The following is a 20,344-nucleotide window of genomic DNA, read 5'->3' as shown; positions in this document are numbered from 1 at the left end:
CTATGCTAAAAAAGTTAAAACGAATATTACAGCTAATGAAATACACGAGGTACTAAGCCATGAATAAAGAAATTGATTTAGAAGCCATTGCTAACGCTATTGAATTAGATGCTGGTGAGACTATTCCTGAGCTGCGTCAAGCTTTAGCTGAAGCGCAAACTATGCAGGGGCGCATCACAACACCAGAGCAGATTTTAGTTCGCCAAGCTAGGGAGCGTACAGGGTTAACTCAGGCTCTTTTTGCACGTCGTATTTCAACTCCAGTTGCGACTCTTCGTGATTGGGAGCAAGGCAGATTTACTCCGCCTGGTGGTGTGTTGCGTTTACTGGTTAAACATCCTTATTTAACGAATGAGCTGGTTAATTAATGTTACCCATGCCTAGAGATCACTTGTTTTAAATTCACTATAGCCTTCGTAGAAGTAGCTAACGTCTATGCCTTTCATAAAAAGTTCGCGGTCATTAACTTGGTTGGTTAAAGCGTTTTTGAGTAGCTTTTTAATATCCGCATCATCGACTGGGCTGCGTTGCATGGCGTTAAGGTAGGTTTCTTTATTAACCAAGTTCCAGTCAATGACCTGTTGCAGTTCTTTTTTTAAGATAAGGTCTAGCCAAATGCGAGTAGCACGACCACTACCTTCACGAAAGGGATGGGCAACATTCATTTCAACGTACTTTTCAATAATTTGTTCAAAGCTACTTTGCGGCATTTTGTCGATTTGCTTTAAGGCTTGTGCAAGGTAAATAACCGGTGCAAAACGAAAGTCACCTTTGGCAATATTTACTTCACGTAGTTTGCCAGCAAATTCATAAATTTCTTCAAACAAATAAGTATGAATATAAGATAAGCCGGTAAAAGTGCCGGTTTCAGCTTTTTCAATATCGCTTGTATCAAAAAGCTGCTTGGCTTTTTGCTTGCTGATTTTTTCTTCGGCTTTTGCCAGTTCAACTTGGTGGGTGATATTGAGTTTGTTTTCTAAAATCATGATTCCATCTTTTCTAACAAACAATAAAAGAACCCATCATGCCCTTCTGCTTGTGGAAAAAGTTGTCTGCCTAGGCGTTGTTTTGTTCCCCAGTCTGCTTCAATAATTACTTCTTTAGCATCGGGGGTATGGTGCAAAAAGCTGGCTAGGGGGTGTTGGTTTTCTTCGGGCAGAATAGAGCAGGTGGCATAAAGCAGTTTGCCGCCTGCTTTGAGTAGCGGCCATAGCTTATTTAAAAGTTCTAACTGCAATTTAGCCAGTTTGGGTATATCTGTTTCACGTCTTAATAATTTAATGTCTGGGTGGCGGCGTATTACGCCTGTGGCGGAGCAGGGCGCATCTAATAAAATTCGGTCAAATTGTTCGCCGTCCCACCAGTTGGCTATATTGCCAGCATCAGCACATTTTACTTCGGCTTTAACTTCTAGGCGTTCTAGGTTTTCGTGAACACGGTTAAGGCGTTGTGCATCTATGTCTAAAGCTACTAGGTTGATGTCGGCAGTTTCTGCTAGGTGGGCAGTTTTGCCACCGGGGGCGCAGCAGGCATCTAGCACTTTATGACCATCTTTAAGGTCAATAACCAAAGGCACTAGCTGGGCGGCTTCATCTTGCACACTGAAAAAGCCTTCCACAAAGTTAGGTAAATTAGCTGGATGCGTTGGCTGGGCAAGGGTAATGCCCCAAGGACTAAAGGGTGTAATGCTGGCTTCAACGCCTTGTTCTTCTAGCTGTTGAAGGTAGGCATCACGGCTAATTTGGCGCTGGTTCACTCTTAGCGTCATGGGTGGTTGTAAATTGTTAGCGGCACAAATGGCTTGCCAGTCTTGGCGGTAAGCTTTTTTGATTTTCTTCAATAACCAAGGTGGGTGAGCTGTAGCGGCTAGTTCTTTACCTTCAGCTAAGGCAGTTAGTTCTACTTTTTCACGCTGAAAACGCCTTAGGCAGGCATTAATTAAGTTGCTTGCCCAAGGTTTGTTCAAATGTTTGCTGGCTTCTACGCAGGTGTCTATGGCGGCATAGTCGGCGACCCTTTCTTCTTGTAATTGATATAAACCAATCAGCAACAAAAGATGTACGTCTAAATCTTGGCTTTTAAAAGGGCGTTGTAATAGTTGTTCTGCCCAATAATTAAGCCGTGGATAAAAGCGGCACACGCCAAAGGCTAGGGCTTGGGTGAGGGATGCTTCTTCACTGCTGAGCTTTTGCTGGGCTTTAGGCAGGCTGCTGGTTAGCGAGGTTTTTTGCTGCACTACTGGCAATAAAGCCTGCACTGCTTTTAAGCGTGCGGCGACACCTTCGTTCATTGAAATACCTGTTGTTGGTCTGCAAGGGGATTAGCGGTGAAGCGGTCGGGGTTGCCGTTTAATAAATCGCTGACCTGCATTTGTGGGCGACCTGCCAGTTGTAAGCGGGTGATTTTTAAATAGCCTTGGCCACAAGCAATAATTAACGCACCTTTGGTTACTTCAACAAGGGTGCCAGGGGTTGCTGTGCTGGTTTGTTCTTGCAATTCTGCTTCTGTAACTGCTTCAGCCTGCCAAACACGAATAATTTCTTCGCCTTCTTTAAACCAAGCCACTGGCCTTGGGTTATAACCACGCACAGCACGGTCTAATTCAACCGCAGATAACTGCCAGTTCAGCTGGGCTTCTTCTTTAGTTAGTTTGGCGGCATAGGTGGCTTCGGCTTCATTTTGTGTTTCAGCAGTAATTTCACCTTTTGCTAGCAGTGGCAATAATTCTAATAACGCTGCACCACCTTGTTCGGCTAGCTTGTCGTGCAGGCTGGCGCTGGTGTCGCTGCTAGTAATCGGGCAATGGGTTTTAAGCAGCATAGCGCCAGTATCTAGGCCAGCATCCATTTGCATTAGAGTAACGCCGGTGGCTGCATCGCCTGCTAAAAGTGCTCGTTGAATGGGCGCAGCACCACGCCAACGGGGTAGTAAGGAAGCGTGTACATTAATGCAGCCTAAGCGGGGCATATCTAAAACCACTTGCGGTAGCAGCAAGCCATAGGCGACGACTATCATTAAATCAGCCTTGAGGTCGTTTAAAATTTGCTGGTCTTGGGCATCTTTTAGGTTTTCAGGCTGGAATACTGGAATGCCATGTTTAAGCGCCAGTGCTTTAACGGCGCTGGGCTTTAATTTACGACCTCGACCCGCAGGGCGGTCTGGCTGGGTATAAACGGCAATAACTTCATGCTCATTGCCCATGTTTTCTAACAGGGTTTGAAGGTTAGTCGCAGCAAAATCAGGTGTTCCAGCAAAAATAATCCGCATTAAAATTAAGCCTTTTGAAGTTTTAGGTATTTCTTACGCAGGCGTTCTTGTTTAAGGCGCGAAAGGTAATCAACAAAGACAATGCCTTTTAAATGGTCGCATTCGTGCTGCACGCAATGTGCTAGGAGACCGCTGCATTCAAATGCTTGTGGATTACCATGACGGTCTAAAGAAGTGACTTTTATACGCAAGTAACGTTCGATATCTGCGGTGTATTCTGGCACTGAAAGGCAGCCTTCTTGCATTAGCTCGCAAGTTGGCTCTAAGGGTGTGTATTCAGGATTAATCAACACGCGTGGCTGGTTTTTTTCTTCAGACACATCAATCACAATTAATTGCTTGTGAAAGTCGACTTGAGTAGCCGCTAGCCCAATGCCTGGTGCTTCATACATGGTTTCAAACATATCATCTATTTTTTGCTGCAGAGCCGGTGTAAAGTCGGCGGGTGTTAAAGGCGTTGCTTTAATTCGTAGACGCGAATCTGGGTATTCAAGAATGGCTAACAGGCTCATGTTTTTATCTCTATCTATTTTATACTTGCCGCATTTGGGGCTTTAAGGCAAAGTGTTGATCCACCAGTTTTTGTTTATATACGGACGTATCTATGTTGCATATGCTTTTTCGTACTGGGTTAGTTACTTTACTTATAGCCGCTTTGTTATCGACAACAGCTATCGCGCAAGTGGTTAGTTTAAAGGCTGATGCGCCGAAACGCTACGAGGTTAAGCGCGGTGATTCACTTTGGTTTATTGCAACACAGTTTTTAAACGACCCTTGGATGTGGCCCCAGCTTTGGCAGGCTAATAAGCAAGTGGGTAATCCACACCTGCTTTATCCGGGTGATGTTATTGAATTATTAGATGGGCGGGCGGGTATTCGTTTACAACCTAGGTTAAGAATTTTAGCGCTGCAACAACCCATTCCTTTTATGCCGCTTGAGCAGGTTGACGTTTTTTTAAACCGTGACGTAATGATTGATCGCCCTGAATTTGAAGATGCTTTATATACGGTACACATTGCGGGTGATCGTCGTTTAGCCGTGCAAGGCGATCAGTTAGAAGTTTTGGGTGATTTAACGCCAGATGTCACTCGTTATGCTATTTACCGTGAACTTGAAGAGGTGCGTGATCCGTTAACCCGTCAGCACTTGGGTTTTCGTGCGCGTGCTTTAGGCAGTGCGCGATTGATTAACAGCACTAATCGTTTACCTCAGTTAGAAATTACTGAAAGCTTTGAAGAAATCAAAGTGGGGGATCGTTTGCTACCTTTTATCGACTCGCCCTTTGGTGATGGTTTTCAGCCTAAAGTACCTGAACAGCCTTTGCATGGCACTTTATTACAAGGCTTGTCGGGTCAAGAGCTGATTTCACGTAATCAAGCCGTTATGTTGAATATGGGCAGTGACAAACTAAAGCCGGGTGCTTTGCTTGAAATTATTGCACCGGGTCGCCGTTTACGTAATCACGCCACGGGTGAAGTCATTTTTGCCGCAGAAAACCGTAAGGGTGTTGTGATGGTGTATCGCGTTTTTGAAAACACCAGCTTTGCTTTAGTGATGAGTTCTAAAGAGCCTATGCTGTCGGGTGATATTTTTCGGCGAGCGGAGATGCATTAATTAAGGAGTGGGTATGCCATTAGATAAAACCGTTGAGCAACTCACTCAAGCGTTAGCGCTTTGGTTAATACCTGGCAGTAATCAGCGGCGTGTCGTGAAATCTTACTTAGCCACCACAGGTTTACCCGATGCATCCTTGGCAACGGCTGAAAGCTTGTTAGATTTGATGGCTAGAAATACGGTCTTTTCTGATAAAACGCGTGATTTAGCGCGGCTTGCTTTACACGATCCTTGGCAACTTCCCTTCGCAGATCGCATAGAAGCGCATTTGATTTGGGCTGAACAAGCTAATCATCATTTAATTTTTTTAGCCGATTTACCCAGTTTATTACAGCAGTTAGCCGATCCACCTTTATTGCTTTGTGTGGCAGGGCAGCCTGCACAAATTGAGGCACCTTCATTAGCCGTTGTTGGCAGTCGAAAACTAAGTTCTGAAGGCGAGCACCATGCAGCAAATTGGTCTTACCACTTGGCTTGGCAGGGTTTAAATATTGTCAGTGGTTTGGCGCGAGGCGTTGATGGTTATGCACATCAAGGCGCGTTGCGTGCTGTTGCTGAAGGTGCTTTTGGTACGACTTGTGCGGTGTTAGCACACGGTTTAGATCGTATTTATCCACCCGAACATCGCGCTATGGCAGCCAATATCAGCCAAACGGGTGCTTTAATCAGTGAATACCCACTAGGCACACCACCCATCGCGCGTTATTTTCCGGCTAGAAATCGCCTTGTTACGGGTATGTCGTTGGGCATTTTAGTGGTCGAAGCTGCTTTACAAAGTGGCTCTTTGGTTAGCGCTCGTCATGCAATGGAGCAAGGACGTGAAGTGATGGCGATTCCTGGCTCTATTCGGTACAAGCAAAGCGAGGGTTGCCATCAGCTGATTCGCCAAGGTGCGGCATTAGTCACTTGCCCAGAGGATGTGTTAAGCGAGTTAAGCGTGCCTTTGAATAATTTTTTAGCCGTTGCTGCGCCGTCCATTTCTGCTAATACCTCTAATTTATCTGCTAATACCTCTAAACCTTTAAAAAGAACCCTTAAAGTGGTGGACGTGCCAGAGCATTTGCATTCGCTTTATGCGCTGCTTAATGACTTGCCTCAGCCTACGGATGCTTTGTTAGCCACATTAAAACTAACCGCTGAACAAGGTTCGGTGTTGTTACTAGAACTGGAGTTAGAAGGATTGGCGGTACAAAAAACCGGCGGCTGGTGTAAAAGCGCTTAAAGCTGAATAACCAACAGAACAACTTGAGTTACTTGAACTGCTAGGTTAACTTGCCCCACTGTTAATACCTTGACCTGATTTTTCTGTTTATTTGAGTATAAAAATGCCTGTAAAAACCTCGATTGATTATAAAGCAATGCAAGAAGCTGCTGCGCTACTAAGGCAAGGAGGTGTGCTAGCCTATCCAACAGAAGCCGTTTGGGGTTTGGGTTGCGATCCTTTTAATAGCCGTGCGGTGCAGCGATTACTTTTGTTGAAACAGCGTGATCCAACTAAAGGCGTTATTTTGATTGCTGCTAATATTGATCAATTTAAACCTTGGCTAACAGACATTACGCCTGCTCAACAAGCTGTTTTAAAGCAAAGTTGGCCAGGCCCACAAACGTGGTTAGTTAAAGATAATGGCTATACACCTGAATTAATTCGCGGTAAGCACGCTAAAGTAGCGCTTAGAGTGAGTAATCATCCTTGGGTGGTTGCCTTGTGTGAAGCCTTTGATGGCCCGTTGGTTTCTACGTCAGCTAACACTGCTGGGCAACCGCCTTTGCAAACTTATACTGAAATAGAGCGTACCTTTGGTGGTGATGTTGATATGGTTTTAAGAGGTACTTTGGGTGGTTTAGATCGCCCAACACGCATTACTGACTTAGCAACGGGTGAAGTTTTACGTGCTTAACGCCTTAAATTAGGAGAGGTTTTGTGTCACACATTGATATTGCTGTTGTTAAAGATTATTTATTAAAGTTACAAGATTCCATTTGTAGCCAGCTAGAAGCCTTAGATGGGCATTCTTTTACTCAAGATAGCTGGGAGCGCTCAGCGGGTGGCGGTGGTCGTACTCGTGTTATGCAAGAAGGTCATTTAATTGAAAAAGGTGGCGTAAATTTTTCGCATGTATTTGGCGATCAGTTGCCACCTTCTGCAACGGCTGCAAGGCCCGAATTAGCGGGTCGTAGCTTTCAGGCAATGGGCGTGTCTTTGGTGATTCATCCACGCAATCCTTATGTGCCTACTTCTCACGCCAATGTGCGTTTTTTTATTGCCGAAAAAGCGGGTGAAGACCCCGTTTGGTGGTTTGGTGGTGGTTATGATTTAACGCCTTTTTATCCGTTTAAAGAAGACGTGATTGAATGGCACCAAGTGGCTAAAAATGCTTGTAAACCTTTTGGTGCAAATGTTTACCCTGAATATAAACAATGGTGTGATGAATATTTTCATCTGAAGCACCGTGACGAAGCGCGTGGCGTAGGCGGCTTATTTTTTGATGATTTAAATGAACCAAACTTTGAGCAGTGTTTTGCTTTTATGCGCGCCGTGGGCGATAGCTATATGCAGGCTTACGCACCCATTGTTGAGCGCCGTAAAGCCACGGCTTATGGTGAGCGTGAACGTGAGTTTCAAGCTTATCGCCGTGGGCGTTATGTGGAATTTAACTTGGTCTGGGACCGAGGTACTTTGTTTGGTTTACAAAGCGGTGGCCGTACAGAATCCATTCTCATGTCGTTACCGCCACACGTTCGCTGGGGTTATGACTGGAAGCCAGAAGCCGGTTCAGTAGAAGAAAAGCTTTATACTGAGTTTTTAAAACCCAAAGACTGGTTAGCAGAAGCTAAGGAATAAAACCATGCTCGATCAGTACGCTGTTTTTGGTAATCCCATCGCGCACAGCCAATCGCCACAAATACACACTTGGTTTGCCAAGCAAACCCATCAGCGCTTGCAATATACGGCTATTTTAGCGCCTGAAGATGATTTTGAAGCCAGTGCTAGAATTTTTTTTGCTAAAGGAGGGGTGGGCGCTAATGTCACCGTGCCTTTTAAGTTAGATGCGCTGGTTTTTGCCGATAAACTGTCGCCCCGTGCGCGGCGTGCTGGTGCGGTGAATACCTTGCAAAAAGGTAAAAATGGTGAAATTTATGGTGATAATACCGACGGTGTTGGCTTAGTTAGCGATTTAACCAACAACTTAGGTTTTAGTTTAATGGATAAAAAAGTGCTGTTGTTGGGTGCAGGTGGTGCAGCGCGTGGTGTAATAGAACCGCTATTAAATGCAGGCATTGCCCAGCTGAAAATCGCTAACCGAACGCCTGAAAAAGCGCAGCAACTGGTGCAGGTTTTTCATGTTTTAGAAACAGGTATTACATTAACTTCAGGCAATTGGGCTTCTTTAGAAGATGAGCAATACGATTTAATTATCAATGCCACTTCGTCGAGTTTGTCGGGTGATTTACCGCCGCTGCCCGATGGTTTATTGACACAAAAATCGCTGGCTTACGATTTAATGTATAGCAAACAACCTACGCCTTTTATGCTTTGGGCCAAGCAGCAGGGTGCAGCACAGGTTGCTGATGGTTTGGGAATGTTAGTTGAACAAGCCGCTGAAGCATTTTTTTTGTGGCGACAGGTTAGACCAGAAACTCAGCCAGTATTGCAGCATTTAAAGTCGCTAGAAAAGGCATAAATTTAATGCAGCGCATCTTAAATCGCTACACGGTTTTACGACCTTACTTGAATGGTACAAGCGTTGACCCCGCTGCTTATAAATTGCCGCAGCTTGAATTAAATGCTTTAGAAAATAAGTTAGAAAGTGACCGTGGGCGGATTATTAACTCCGCAGCCGTGCGGCGTTTACAGCAAAAAACGCAAGTGTTTCCACTAGAGCGCAACGCTGCGGTTAGAAGTCGTTTAACACACTCTTTAGAAGTGCAGCAAACAGGACGCTTTATTACTCGTACCGTTTTCAAACTTTTAAGGGAGCAGCAAGCCACTTCACCAGAAATACTGGCTTTAGAACGAGCTACCGAAAGCCTTGTTGAAATGGGTTGTTTAATGCATGACATAGGCAACCCACCGTTTGGGCATTTTGGTGAAGAAATTATTTCGCGCTGGTTTGCTGAGTGTTTGCCTGAACTAAGCATTTTTAAGCGTGAATTAACTGCGTTCGATCAGCAAGTGTTGCGGCAACAACTATTGTTAGAACTGCAACAGTTTGAAGGTAACGCCCAAGCCATTCGCCTGCTATTTAGTTTACAAAAACTTAATCTCACGTATTTACAGTCTGCTTGCGTACTTAAATACACCCGTTGCGCGACCCAGCCGAAACCAGACAGTAGCCATCCGCTAAGTTACCTACAAAAAAAGCCAGGTTTTTACTTTTCAGAAAAAAGATTTATTGAAGAGCTTTGGCAGCATTTGGATTTACAGCCTGGGCACAGATTCGCTTTAAGTTATTTAATGGAAGCAGCCGATGATATTTCTTATTGCTTAGCCGATATTGAAGACAGCGTTGATAAAGGTATTTTAAGTTATAAAGTGTTAGCTAGCCTGTTAAAAGAAGAGTTTCTTCAGCAGTACGCACAAGATTCAGAGGGTACACATTTTAAAGGCAAGTCTTTTAACCAGTTGGTGGATGAAGCTTTAGAAGCTGCAAGGCAAGAAAGTTACAATAAAGACCATGCATTTTTTTTAAGGCTTAGAGTCAAGCTAATCCACCCTTTGGTAGAACACGCTGCCCAAGCTTTTGTGGATAATTTACAGCCCATTGCCGATGGCAGTTTTAATGCGGCGCTGTTAGAAGATGATTCACCTTGCCATGCTTTGATTAATACACTTAAACAAGTAGCATTTAAAAATGTGTTTAATGTGAGCGAAGTAACCACATTAATGCTGCAAGGGCATCGCATTATTACAAGTTTACTGGATTTTTATTTACCGCTATTGCAATTGCCTAGAGCCGATTTTAGTCGCTTAACTAAAAAGCAAACGGTTGCAGGAAAGCCACTTTTTTTTGAAGTATTACTGTTGGATCGGATGCCAAGAAAACACCTAAAAGCCTATCAGCGACTGTGTGATTCTGCCGCAGCGTTAGGTGCCGGCAAGTTGGATGCTGATACTTGGGAATTGTATTGCCGTTGCCGCTTGTTACAAGACATGATTAGCGGTATGACCGACCAATACGCTTTGGATGAGTACCGTATTTTGTCGGCAATTCGTTAATATCCACTAATATCAAACCATTAAAAACAACAAGGTTAACTAAAATGACAACAACAGCTAATCAACTTGAAGAACCTTCAGTAAAGCTTTCTCTTGAAAATGGCATTGCTCGTGTCGTATTAAACCGCCCAGCGCAACATAACAGTTTAAACATTGATTTAGTTACTGGATTGTTGGACGTGCTGTCGACCTTAAATTCTAGTCGTGATTTACGTGTGGTGATTCTTTCTGGCAGCAATCACAATTTTTGTAGTGGTTTAGACGTGGCTGGTGTTATGACTGATCCTAAAAATATTCAATGGTTGTTAAGTGGCTGCGATGGTTATCCACATAATAAAATTCAGCATTTAGCTTTAGGCTGGCGTTCGTTACACGTTCCGGTTATCGCAGCGATTGAAGGTTATTGCTTTGGCGGCGGTTTACAAATGGCACTGGGTGCTGATTTACGCATTGCTCACCCAACGGCACGTTTATCGGTAATGGAAGGCCGTTGGGGTATTATTCCTGATATGGGTATTAGTGTCACGGCTCGCGGTTGTGTGAAAGAAGACGTTTTAATGCGTATGACGATTACGGCTGAAGTTGTTGATGGCGAGGCTGCTTTAACAGCGGGTATGGTGACTGAATTGGCGGATGACCCATTAGCCAGAGCGGAATCTTTGGCCGCAATCATTTGTAATCGCTCACCGGATATGGTTAAAGCAGCTAAACACCTGTTGCGTGATTCTTATACCGAAACTGATGAAGAGCGTTTGGCTTTAGAAGAAAAACTACAGCGCCGTTTATTAGGGACAGCCAATCAAATGGAAGCAGTCATGGCTAATATACAAAAGCGTGATCCGGTATTTACCACTGATTAAGTTTCAACTACGCCCTTATCAGCAAACAGCAGTGCAGCGGGTGCTGGAATGGTTTTGTGCCACCAGTGACCCAGCTGTGTTATGCCTGCCGACTGGCGCAGGCAAAAGCTTGGTGATAGCTGAACTTGCCCGCTTAGCTAGAGGACGGGTGCTGGTGCTGGCGCACGTTAGTGAGCTGGTTGAACAAAACCATGCTAAATACGAAACTTATTGGCAAGCGGCGGATATTTTTAGTGCCGGTTTAGGCTCTAAAAAAGCCGCTAGCCAAGTGGTATTTGGTTCAGTGCAATCGGTCGTGCGTAATCTTGAGCAATTCAATGATGCCGCTTTCACGTTGCTAGTGATAGATGAATGCCACCGCGTTAGCTTGGGTGAAACTACTTCCTACCAGCAAATTATCCAGCACCTATTAAAGCTGAATCCTAATTTAAAAATTCTTGGTTTAACGGCAACGCCTTTTCGTTTAGGGCAGGGTTTTATTTATCACCGCCATTTACAACAACAAGCCGTTAGAGGTGATGAAGACAGCTTTTTTAAAGCCTGTATTTATGAATTGCCTTTACGTTGGATGGTTAAAAACAACTTTTTAGTTAAACCTGAACGCTTGGATATGGCGATTTTAGCCTATGACTTTTCTAGCCTAGTGCCTACCAATATGGGTTATTACCCAGAAGCTGAATTAGACAAGGTAGTTAAAGATAACCGAGTGACACCCAGTATAGTTGCGGATATTCAACAGCGAGCAGCTCAACGCCAAGGCGTGATGGTTTTTTGTGCCAGTGTGCGCCATGCAGAAGAAGTAGCGGGTTTATTACCGGCTGAACAAACCGCTTTAATTACTGGCAAGCTTCCCAGCCAAGAACGCCAGCAAATTATTCAAGCCTTTAAAGCCCAGAAAATAAAATACCTAGTGAATGTCTCAGTTTTAACCACGGGTTTTGATGCGCCCCATGTCGATTTAATTGCCATTTTAAGGCCCACCGAATCGGTTAGTTTGTATCAGCAAATTGTCGGTCGAGGTCTGCGCCTTTCACCTGCTACAGATAAAACCGACTGCTTAATTTTAGATTATGCTGGTAACCCTTGGGATATATGGGCGCCAGAAGTAAATACACCCAGACCTAATTCCAACACGGAATTAGTGCAGGTACTTTGCCCAGGTTGTGGTTTTGCCAATAGCTTTTGGGGCGTAACAACTGCCGAAGGTGAACTATTGGAACACTTTGGCAGGCGTTGCCAAGGTTGGTTAGCCGAGGATGACGGGGAAGGAGCTGACAAAAAAGGCGAACAGTGTGATTTTCGTTTTCGCTTTAGGGTGTGTGATGCCTGTGGTGGCGAAGCCGATATTGCTGCCAGAGTTTGCCCGCATTGTGATGCCACGCTGGTGGATGCCGATAAAAAGTTAAAAGAAGCCCTGCAACTTAAAGATGCCAAGGTCTTAAGAGTCAGTGGCATGACTTTAGAAGTTTCCTTAAATGGCAAGGGGTTAGAACGTTTAAAAGTGACCTACTATGATGAAGATGCTAGCGAGTTAAGCGATTGGTATGCGCTAGAAACACCCGCTCAACGTAAAGCATTTGAGTGGGTATTTCTGCGAGAACATTTAAAAGCCCCAGCCAGTGGCTGGTTGCCTAAAAGTGCCGAAGAAGCCGTTGCTGGCGCAGATAAATTACGCTATCCAGACTTTGTCATTGCCCGTAAAATCAATAAAAAATATTGGCGTATTCAGCAGCGTTTATTTGATTACCAAGGCAGTTATCGTAAAGCTGTAGCAGCCGGTTAAACCTGCTAAACTTTCAATCATACTTCAGCAAACTTTTCAGTAATTGAATTCCTAAACTGGATTTTTACCAGTCAGCAAGAGGCATAAACATGATAGTAGTCACAGGCGGTGCTGGTTTTATTGGCAGCAATATTGTAAAGCAATTAAATGAGCAAGGACGCACAGATATTCTGGTGGTTGATGATTTAACCGATGGTACAAAATTCGTTAATATCGCTGATTTAACCCTTGCTGATTACATGGATAAAGATGATTTTCGTCAGCGTATTTTAGCCGGTGATGAGTTTGAAGACTTGGGCGGTATTGACGTTATTTTCCACGAAGGTGCTTGTTCAGCAACCACCGAGTGGGATGGTAAATACATGATGGATAACAACTATCAGTATTCCAAAGACCTACTGCACTTTTGCCTCGATTTAAAAATCCCCTTTATTTATGCCTCTTCTGCGGCGACTTATGGCGGTCGTAACGATAACTTTATTGAAGAAGCACAATACGAACAGCCGCTGAATGTTTATGGCTATTCTAAACAGCTATTTGACCAGTATGTGCGCCAATTATTGCCAACGCTTAAATCTCAAGTGATAGGCTTAAAATACTTCAATGTGTATGGCCCACGAGAACAGCATAAAGGCGGGATGTCGAGTGTGGCGTTTCACCTAAATACCCAATTATTGAATGGCGAAAACCCTAAGCTATTTGAAGGCTGTGATGGCTTTCCTAATGGTGGTCAGAAGCGTGATTTTATTTATGTTGAAGACGTTTGTAAGGTTAACCTGTGGTTTTGGAAAAATCCGCAAGTTAGCGGTATTTTTAACTGCGGTACAGGTCGTGCGGAACCCTTTCAGCAGGTAGCAGAAGCAGTGATTAAACACCACCAAAAGGGTGAGATTATTTACATTCCCTTCCCCGAACAGTTAAAAGGCCGCTACCAAAGCTTTACTCAAGCTGATTTAACCAAGTTACGTGCCGCCGGTTATCCGCATGAGTTTAAAACCGTAGCCGAAGGCGTCAGTGAATACATGGCTTGGTTGAATCGTTAGGCGAGAACTTTTAATAGCAATACAGCTTTTAATAGCAATAGTGCAATGCAAAAAAGGGTCACTAGAAATAATCTTAGTGACCTTTTTTTAGCTGAGTGTTTAGTGGTTAATAGTGGTTAACTCTTAGTTTTAGCTCTCAGCCGTGACCACTGCTTCTTAGTTCCATACGGCGTAAGAACTCGCCCATCACTTGCAGGTAAAGGTCCTCTTTGGAATACAGGTCTTCCACGTCAGAATCAATGTTAGGGTTGTCGTTCACTTCGATAACCACCACTCTATCGCCACTTTGTTTTAAGTCTACGCCATAGAGCCCATCACCAATTAATTTGGTGGCTTTAAGCGCAGTTTTTAAAACCTGTGCCGGTACTTGGTGAATTGGCAGGGTAGCAAAACCACCCGATTCCGCCTCGCCGCTAGAATGGTTATAAATTTGCCAATGCCCTTCAGTCATAAAATATTGGCAAGCAAAAATTGCCTTATTATTCAGTACACCAATACGCCAGTCATAGTCGGTGTACATAAACTCTTGCACTAGCAAAATGGCTGACTGTTTAAAGTAATGCGCGGCTTGTTCTAATAGCTCTTTTTGGTCATTCACCTTAACCACGCCCTTAGAAAAAGCACCATCCGGCACTTTTAATACAGCAGGGTAGATCATGTCTTTAGCAACTTGGCGTAGCTCTTTAATATGGTCTTTATAAAGAAAGGTAGTTTGCGGCATAGGAATGCCTTTGCTTGCCAGTAGGTCAGCCAAGTAAACCTTGTTGCAGCAGCGCAAAATGGAGGTGGGGTCATCAAACACCACCAAACCTTCAACTTCGGCTTTTTTAGCAAAACGGTAGGTGTGGTTGCTAATCGAGGTGGTTTCACGAATAAACAGCGCATCGTATTCAGCCAAGTGGCTAAAGTCTTTCTTCTCAATCAGCTCAACATCGATACCTAGTTTGTTACCGGCCTTAATAAAGGCTTTAAGTGCATCAGGGTCTGAAGGTGGTAATTTTTCTTGTGGATCAACCAAAATGGCTAGGTCGTAGCGGTATTTCTTTTTAGTGCTGGGTTTGCGCCAAATTTTACGGCTGTAACTATCTAGCGCCTTAGCAAACAGGTCTTCATCTTCACCGGTTAAATGCTTTAAACCTTCAGGGCGAATGGCTTCTATTTGCCAGTCTTGGTTTTTGCGAAAAGTGATGCTTAATACTGGGCAGGGGAATTGCTCAAATATTTGCCTAGCTAGGTCGGCTAAAGGGGTGAAGCGCGTTTGCCCAAAACAGAGGGTGACTTCTAGGCGTTGATTTTCTTCTAGTTCAGCTTTTAAAAGGGCATCACGGCTAACCAGTTTATTCAGTAGCGTATTAAGATTTTCAAGGTTAAGTCCGTAGATGGATTTTTTGCCAAGGTCATTAATGGTACGAATGGATGGAATAACCTTGTGCCCACGGGCTTCTGCCAGTAGTGAGGTGTAATAGCCATAACTTAGGTAACGGTAGCTGTTGCATAAGTTAATGATTTGCATCGCCGAACTTTCAGTAGCGCTGCTTTGAGCAAGATAATCGTGTGCTGTTAGCAGGTCTTCAGTGGGGTGATAAGCTAACCAGTCGGTGGTTTTGTCGACAATAATTTTCAAGCGAGTCATGGTAAACCTCAGGGTAATCAATAGCAGCACTATCGGTCTGAATGCCTGACTAATCAAGCGTTAAATAGCATTTTTTTAATCCGCTAGCGCAGCACTCTAGCTAGGCGTAATCTTAGCCAATGACTACTTAGAGGTTGTAAAAATGTCTGCCTATTTTTCGACTTGTTATAAAACTGCCCGCGCCGTATTTTTAAGTAAAGTTCAAGCCGCTGCACCAAGTTGGCAAGCCAGTTTTAAACACCCTTTATTGAGTGCTCAAGGTGAAGCGTTGGTTTTAGATGCCGTTTGGTTTGGTGACTTAAATGCCTCTAAATTGCTAGTGGTTCAATCAGCAACGCATGGCATTGAAGGCTTTGCCGGTTCAGCAATTCAATCGGCTTGGTTAGATAAAGCTGCTTTGTTATCAGAAGATACTGCCATTTTATTGTTGCATGCCATGAACCCTTGGGGATTTGCTCATTTACGCCGTGTTGATGAAGCCGGTATCGACTTGAATCGTAATTTTGTGGATTTTAAAGTGTTGCCAAAAGCCAAAGGTTATAGCGTGTTAAGCAAGGCATTGATTCCGTTGAGTTGGCAGCCAGACGCTTTAACTAAAGCCGATAAAACTTTAGCGGATTACCGTGATGCTTGGGGTGAAAGGTTATATGAAGAAGCCGTCAGTAGTGGGCAATACACGCACCCACAAGGCTTATTTTATGGTGGCACAACACCTAGCTGGTCACGCTTAACACTAGCGCAGATCGCCAAAGATTTACAGCTGGCTAAGCGCAAAGCCGTAGCCATTATTGATGTGCATACGGGTTTGGGCGATTACGCAGTGGGCGAAGTGATTTGTGACCATCCACCGGCTAGCCTTGGCGTGAACTGGGCTAAACGCTGGTATGGCGCAGCAGTGACCGAACCATTTTTAGGTACTTCTTCATCCGTACCAAAGCTTGGTTTAATAGACTATTTTTGGCAGCAACTACTGCCTAATGCTTGTTGTTTTATTACGTTAGAATTTGGTACTGGCAGCACAGAAAATTTATTTAATGTGCTACGTGCCGATCATTGGTTAGCAGGTCAAGCCACTGAAGGTTTAGATAAAACATTGCAACAAAAAATTCAGCAAGATTTATTAACGCATTTTTACCCAGCCGACAAAGCTTGGCAGCAGGCAGTTATTGAGCAAGGTTTAGTGCGTATTAACCAAGCATTAGAAGGCTTACAGCAAGTATGAATTCATTAGTAGAAAGTAATGTCATGCGTGAGGCTTCAATAGAAGACCTAGCTAGCCTGCTGGCGCTAGAGGCTCGCTGTTTTACAGGTGATCGTTTAAGTCGTAGGCAGTTTCGCTGGTTAATCCAAAAAGGCCATGCAGCAGTGCAGTTGTTAGAAATGCCTGCCGCAGAAGGTAAGGTGTTGGCGGCTTATTTGTTGATTTTGTTTCACCGAGGTACAGCACTGGCAAGAATTTATTCCATTGCTGTTGATCCTGATTTTCAAGGGCAAGGCTTGGGTGCATACCTAATGCAGCAGGCTGAAAATTTGGCGTTAGAAGCCGGTTGCACAGCGTTGCGTTTAGAAGTGCGTACCGACAATACCGCTGCTATCGGTTTATACGAGCATTTAGGTTATCGCCAGTTTGGGCATTATGCCGATTATTATGAAGACCATACGGATGCGCTGCGCTTTCAAAAACGCTTGCATAAAGTGCCTAATGGTTTGGTTAGAAACATTCCTTATTATCAACAAACTTTGCCGTTTACTTGTGGCCCGTCGTGTTTGTTAATGGCAATGAAAGCGCAAGATAACAGTACCTTGTTGACGCGTGAACATGAATTGCAGCTGTGGCGTGAAGCAACGACTATTTTTATGACCACTGGGCATGGCGGTTGTGGGCCAAGAGGTTTGGCTTTAGCGGCTTGGCGACGTGGTTTTAAAGTAGCCCTGTGGTTGAATGTAGAAGGTTCGTTGTTTATTAAAGGCGTGCGTAACCCTGTTAAAAAAAGTGTGCTGTCTTTAGTGCATGAAGATTTTAAGGCGCAGTTAGCCAAGACTGACGTTATTGAACACTTTGCCGAAGTAACTCAGCAAGACTTAAAAGAAATTTTAGATGCCGGTGGTGTGCCGTTAGTGTTAATTAGTGCATGGCGCTTTAGTCGTGAAAAAAGTCCGCATTGGGTGGTTATTACTGCGATGGATGAGCAGTTTATTTATTTACATGACCCTGATGTAGATGAAGACGACCAAAAGTCACAAGTCGATACCCAGCAAGTACCTATTTCACGCGCTGATTTTTCGCGTATGGCGTGTTTTGGGCAAGAAAAATTACGCACCGCTGTAGCCATTTACCCTAAAAAATAGAGCGCTAACCGTGTTAAAGGAAAGATTGTAATGAAACACAACGCAGCTTATTGGCGTGAGCAGTTAGAAAAACTACATTCAAATAAATTTTTCGAAATAGCCGTTATTAGTATTATTGTCATGTCTGCTTTGTTAATTGGCGTTACGACTTATGATGAGTCGAGTCGGTTTGAACAAGTCATTTATTGGCTAGATTGGTTGGTTACTGTCTTTTTCTTAATGGAAATTTTGATTCGTTTAGCCGCAGAAAAAAAGGCACTTAATTTTTTTAAGAAAGGCTGGAATGTTTTTGATTTTATAATCGTGCTAGCTAGCCTAGTACCAATGAATTACTCAGAAATGATACTTTTAGCACGTTTATTGAGAGTGTTTAGAGTCTTGCGTTTGGTTTCGTTGGTGCCAGAGTTAAGACTTTTAATTTCTGCTTTGGTTAAATCTTTACCACGGATGGGTTATGTTGCATTGCTGATGTTTATTATTTTTTACATTTATGGTGCGATAGGTAGTTTCTTATTTGAAGAAGTGAATGCCAAATTGTGGGGCAATATTTCCTTATCAATGCTAACGCTTTTTCAGGTGGCTACTTTTGAAAGTTGGGCGACGGCAGTGCTTTATCCAACAATGGAACATTATCCCTACAGTTGGATTTATTTTTTAACGTTTATTTTTCTTAATTCGTTTGTCTTTTTGAATATGATGATTGGTATTGTGTTGGATGTTATGCAAAAAGAAAGTGCGCTTTATGAGATTGAAACAGGCGAAGGTGGCGCAGCTGAAATTCATTGGATGCGTGAAAATATGCAAACTTTGCGCGAACAGATGGATCGTATTGAAGCTAAGTTAGACAAAGAAAACTAATGTTAAATAAGGCTTAAAATGTCATTGTTATTGGATGATCTGACTAGAAAAATGCAAAGCTATCAGCCGCAGCAACTGGCGAGCGATATGCCAGAAGCAGCAGTGTTACTGGCGATTACTGGTGATAAACACCCAGAAATTATTTTAACCCGTCGCGCATCACACCTTAAAAGTCACCCAGGGCAGGTAGCTTTTCCAGGCGGTAAACGTGACCCCGATGATTCAAGTTTGTATGCCACGGCTTTGCGTGAAGCTGAAGAAGAAATTGGCTTAAATCCACAAAAAGTACAGCCTTTAGGGGCGCTAAGTGATGTGATTTCTTTACATGGCATTAAAGTAACACCTTTTGTTGCCTTAGTGCCTGAAAAGCTAAATTTCTGCTTGTGCGAGGATGAGTTAGATGCCGTTTTCCAAGTGCCCATTAGCTGGCTGTTAGAAGACCCACGTAGTCACACCGATGTGATTCAAATTGCTGATACTAAACTGTATGTACCTAGTTATTCGTTTAACGAGTTCACCATTTGGGGTTTATCTGCGATTATGCTAGTTGAGTTTTTGCAAGTTGGCTTTAATATGCCCATTAATCTTTATCAGCAGCCCAAGGGCAAATTATTACAGCGTCCGTTACGGCCTTTGCCCGTTTTTAATTTTAGCAACAATCAATAATCAATAATCAATAATCAATAATCAATAATATAAGAGTTTTTATGACTAAAACACGCGTTCTAACCGGCATAACCACGACAGGTACGCCACACCTTGGCAATTATGTCGGTGCCATTCGACCGGCTATTGAAGCTAGCCGCGATCCACAGGTGCAATCTTATTATTTTCTAGCAGATTTTCATGCCTTAATTAAGTGCCATGAACCGCAGCGGGTAGCAGAATCGCGCCGCGAAATTGCTGCTACTTGGCTGGCGCTGGGTTTAGATACCAATAATGCTGTTTTTTATCGCCAAAGTGATATTCCAGAAATTCCAGAGTTGACTTGGTTGCTGACTTGTGTGGCTGCTAAAGGCTTAATGAACCGTGCTCATGCTTATAAGGCTGCGACACAAGAAAACCTTGATGCTAATGAAGACATTGATGCTGGTATTAATATGGGTTTGTACAGCTATCCTATTTTAATGGCGGCGGATATTCTAATGTTCAATGCCAAAAAAGTACCAGTAGGGCGCGATCAAACGCAGCATATTGAAATGGCCAGAGATATAGGTCAACGCTTTAACCATATTTTTGGTGAGGAATTTTTTGTGATGCCAGAGGCGGTGGTTGATGAGCGCGTTTCTGTGTTAGCAGGCTTAGATGGTCGCAAGATGAGTAAAAGCTACAACAACACCATTCCGTTGTTCGAGCCTGAAAAGAAGTTCAAAAAGCTAATTAATAAGATTAAAACCAACTCCTTAGAGCCTGGTGAACCTAAAGAAACGGAAGGTTGTACGCTTTTTCAAATTTACAGCGCCTTTGCTGACGATTCAGACATTGCGACTATGCGTGAACGCTACGCAGCAGGCATTGGTTGGGGTGAAATGAAGGGTGAATTGTTTGAGCGCTTGAATGAGCAGCTTAAGCAGCCTCGCGAAGAATATCAGCGCTTATTAGCAGACCCAGCCTATGTTGAGGGTGTGTTGCAAAAAGGTGCAGAGAAAGCACGTGCTATAGCAACCCCAACCTTAGAGCGTTTGAAAGCAGCTGTTGGCTTGGGGCGCTTTATTTAA

General features: G+C 43.6%; 20 protein-coding genes. 15 read left to right on the top strand and 5 right to left on the bottom strand.

All coding sequences use genetic code 11. From position 1 onward, the window contains the following. Positions 1-59: 59 nt before the first annotated feature. Positions 60-368, top strand: a complete 309-nt coding sequence (locus VJY63_RS08920) for a helix-turn-helix domain-containing protein (RefSeq protein WP_324050073.1) — start codon at positions 60-62, stop codon at positions 366-368. Positions 369-380: 12 nt separating this feature from the next. Here VJY63_RS08920 and fic read toward each other — a convergent pair whose 3' ends face one another. Genes fic through def form a run of 4 tightly spaced genes read right to left on the bottom strand, consistent with a single transcriptional unit; the run spans position 381 to position 3,779 of the window. Beyond that, a complete protein-coding gene (gene fic / locus VJY63_RS08915; RefSeq protein ID WP_324050071.1) occupies positions 381-986 on the bottom strand; it encodes a protein adenylyltransferase Fic in 606 nt (201 codons plus the stop codon). Further along, the gene (rsmB, locus tag VJY63_RS08910; protein ID WP_324050069.1) at positions 983-2,290 is read right to left on the bottom strand and encodes a 16S rRNA (cytosine(967)-C(5))-methyltransferase RsmB; all 1,308 of its coding nucleotides are present in this window, start codon (positions 2,288-2,290) and stop codon (positions 983-985) included. The genes fic and rsmB overlap by 4 nt, the downstream gene beginning before the upstream one ends. Further along, entirely contained in the window at positions 2,287-3,267 is a 981-nt protein-coding gene (fmt, locus tag VJY63_RS08905; protein ID WP_324050067.1) for a methionyl-tRNA formyltransferase, read from the bottom strand. Before fmt ends, rsmB begins: the two co-directional genes overlap by 4 nt. Before the next feature lie 5 nt (positions 3,268-3,272). After that, positions 3,273-3,779 (bottom strand): peptide deformylase, encoded by a 507-nt coding sequence (gene def, locus VJY63_RS08900; RefSeq protein WP_324050065.1) that lies wholly within the window; start codon positions 3,777-3,779, stop codon positions 3,273-3,275. A 92-nt stretch (positions 3,780-3,871) separates the two neighbouring features. Here def and VJY63_RS08895 point away from each other — a divergent pair, with 92 nt between their 5' ends. From VJY63_RS08895 to rfaD, 9 genes are all read left to right on the top strand, one after another. Then, positions 3,872-4,882, top strand: a complete 1,011-nt coding sequence (locus VJY63_RS08895) for a LysM domain-containing protein (RefSeq protein WP_324050063.1) — start codon at positions 3,872-3,874, stop codon at positions 4,880-4,882. A 13-nt stretch (positions 4,883-4,895) separates the two neighbouring features. Further along, complete coding sequence (gene dprA / locus VJY63_RS08890) at positions 4,896-6,104, top strand: DNA-processing protein DprA (protein WP_324050061.1); 1,209 nt, start codon at positions 4,896-4,898, stop codon at positions 6,102-6,104. Between the two features lie 103 nt (positions 6,105-6,207). Continuing rightward, the gene (locus VJY63_RS08885) at positions 6,208-6,780 is read left to right on the top strand and encodes an L-threonylcarbamoyladenylate synthase (protein WP_324050059.1); all 573 of its coding nucleotides are present in this window, start codon (positions 6,208-6,210) and stop codon (positions 6,778-6,780) included. Between the two features lie 23 nt (positions 6,781-6,803). After that, positions 6,804-7,724 carry an oxygen-dependent coproporphyrinogen oxidase gene (gene hemF, locus VJY63_RS08880; RefSeq protein ID WP_324050057.1) on the top strand — a complete coding sequence of 307 codons (921 nt, stop codon included), beginning with the start codon at positions 6,804-6,806 and terminating at the stop codon, positions 7,722-7,724. 4 nt (positions 7,725-7,728) lie between these two features. Then, positions 7,729-8,565: a shikimate dehydrogenase gene (gene aroE / locus VJY63_RS08875; RefSeq protein WP_324050055.1), complete on the top strand. Its 837-nt coding sequence runs from the start codon at positions 7,729-7,731 to the stop codon at positions 8,563-8,565. A gap of 5 nt (positions 8,566-8,570) precedes the next feature. Beyond that, positions 8,571-10,100 carry a dGTPase gene (dgt, locus tag VJY63_RS08870; RefSeq protein ID WP_324050053.1) on the top strand — a complete coding sequence of 510 codons (1,530 nt, stop codon included), beginning with the start codon at positions 8,571-8,573 and terminating at the stop codon, positions 10,098-10,100. A 44-nt stretch (positions 10,101-10,144) separates the two neighbouring features. Then, a complete protein-coding gene (locus VJY63_RS08865) occupies positions 10,145-10,960 on the top strand; it encodes a crotonase/enoyl-CoA hydratase family protein (RefSeq protein WP_324050051.1) in 816 nt (271 codons plus the stop codon). After that, on the top strand, positions 10,935-12,743 hold the full coding sequence (locus tag VJY63_RS08860; RefSeq protein WP_324050049.1) for a DEAD/DEAH box helicase: 1,809 nt from the start codon (positions 10,935-10,937) through the stop codon (positions 12,741-12,743). Before VJY63_RS08865 ends, VJY63_RS08860 begins: the two co-directional genes overlap by 26 nt. Before the next feature lie 89 nt (positions 12,744-12,832). Then, the gene (gene rfaD, locus VJY63_RS08855; RefSeq protein WP_324050047.1) at positions 12,833-13,786 is read left to right on the top strand and encodes an ADP-glyceromanno-heptose 6-epimerase; all 954 of its coding nucleotides are present in this window, start codon (positions 12,833-12,835) and stop codon (positions 13,784-13,786) included. A gap of 136 nt (positions 13,787-13,922) precedes the next feature. On the opposite strand, the gene VJY63_RS08850 is transcribed toward rfaD, so the two are convergent. Further along, a complete protein-coding gene (locus VJY63_RS08850) occupies positions 13,923-15,419 on the bottom strand; it encodes a RimK family protein (protein ID WP_324050045.1) in 1,497 nt (498 codons plus the stop codon). Positions 15,420-15,561: 142 nt separating this feature from the next. On the opposite strand from VJY63_RS08850, the gene VJY63_RS08845 reads away from it, so the two are divergent. Genes VJY63_RS08845 through VJY63_RS08825 form a run of 5 tightly spaced genes read left to right on the top strand, consistent with a single transcriptional unit; the run spans position 15,562 to position 20,344 of the window. Continuing rightward, complete coding sequence (locus VJY63_RS08845) at positions 15,562-16,641, top strand: DUF2817 domain-containing protein (protein WP_324050043.1); 1,080 nt, start codon at positions 15,562-15,564, stop codon at positions 16,639-16,641. Continuing rightward, on the top strand, positions 16,638-17,768 hold the full coding sequence (locus VJY63_RS08840; RefSeq protein WP_324050041.1) for a GNAT family N-acetyltransferase/peptidase C39 family protein: 1,131 nt from the start codon (positions 16,638-16,640) through the stop codon (positions 17,766-17,768). The genes VJY63_RS08845 and VJY63_RS08840 overlap by 4 nt, the downstream gene beginning before the upstream one ends. Positions 17,769-17,798: 30 nt before the next feature. Then, a complete protein-coding gene (locus VJY63_RS08835) occupies positions 17,799-18,626 on the top strand; it encodes an ion transporter (RefSeq protein ID WP_324050039.1) in 828 nt (275 codons plus the stop codon). An 18-nt stretch (positions 18,627-18,644) separates the two neighbouring features. Next, the gene (locus tag VJY63_RS08830) at positions 18,645-19,292 is read left to right on the top strand and encodes a CoA pyrophosphatase (RefSeq protein WP_324050038.1); all 648 of its coding nucleotides are present in this window, start codon (positions 18,645-18,647) and stop codon (positions 19,290-19,292) included. Between the two features lie 41 nt (positions 19,293-19,333). Then, complete coding sequence (locus VJY63_RS08825) at positions 19,334-20,344, top strand: tryptophan--tRNA ligase (protein ID WP_324050036.1); 1,011 nt, start codon at positions 19,334-19,336, stop codon at positions 20,342-20,344.

This window comes from Marinospirillum sp. (genome assembly GCF_035271045.1).
Taxonomy (GTDB): domain Bacteria; phylum Pseudomonadota; class Gammaproteobacteria; order Pseudomonadales; family Halomonadaceae; genus Marinospirillum.
The sequence above is the reverse complement of the archived record's forward strand: the minus strand, read 5'-3'. Positions and strand labels throughout refer to the sequence as shown.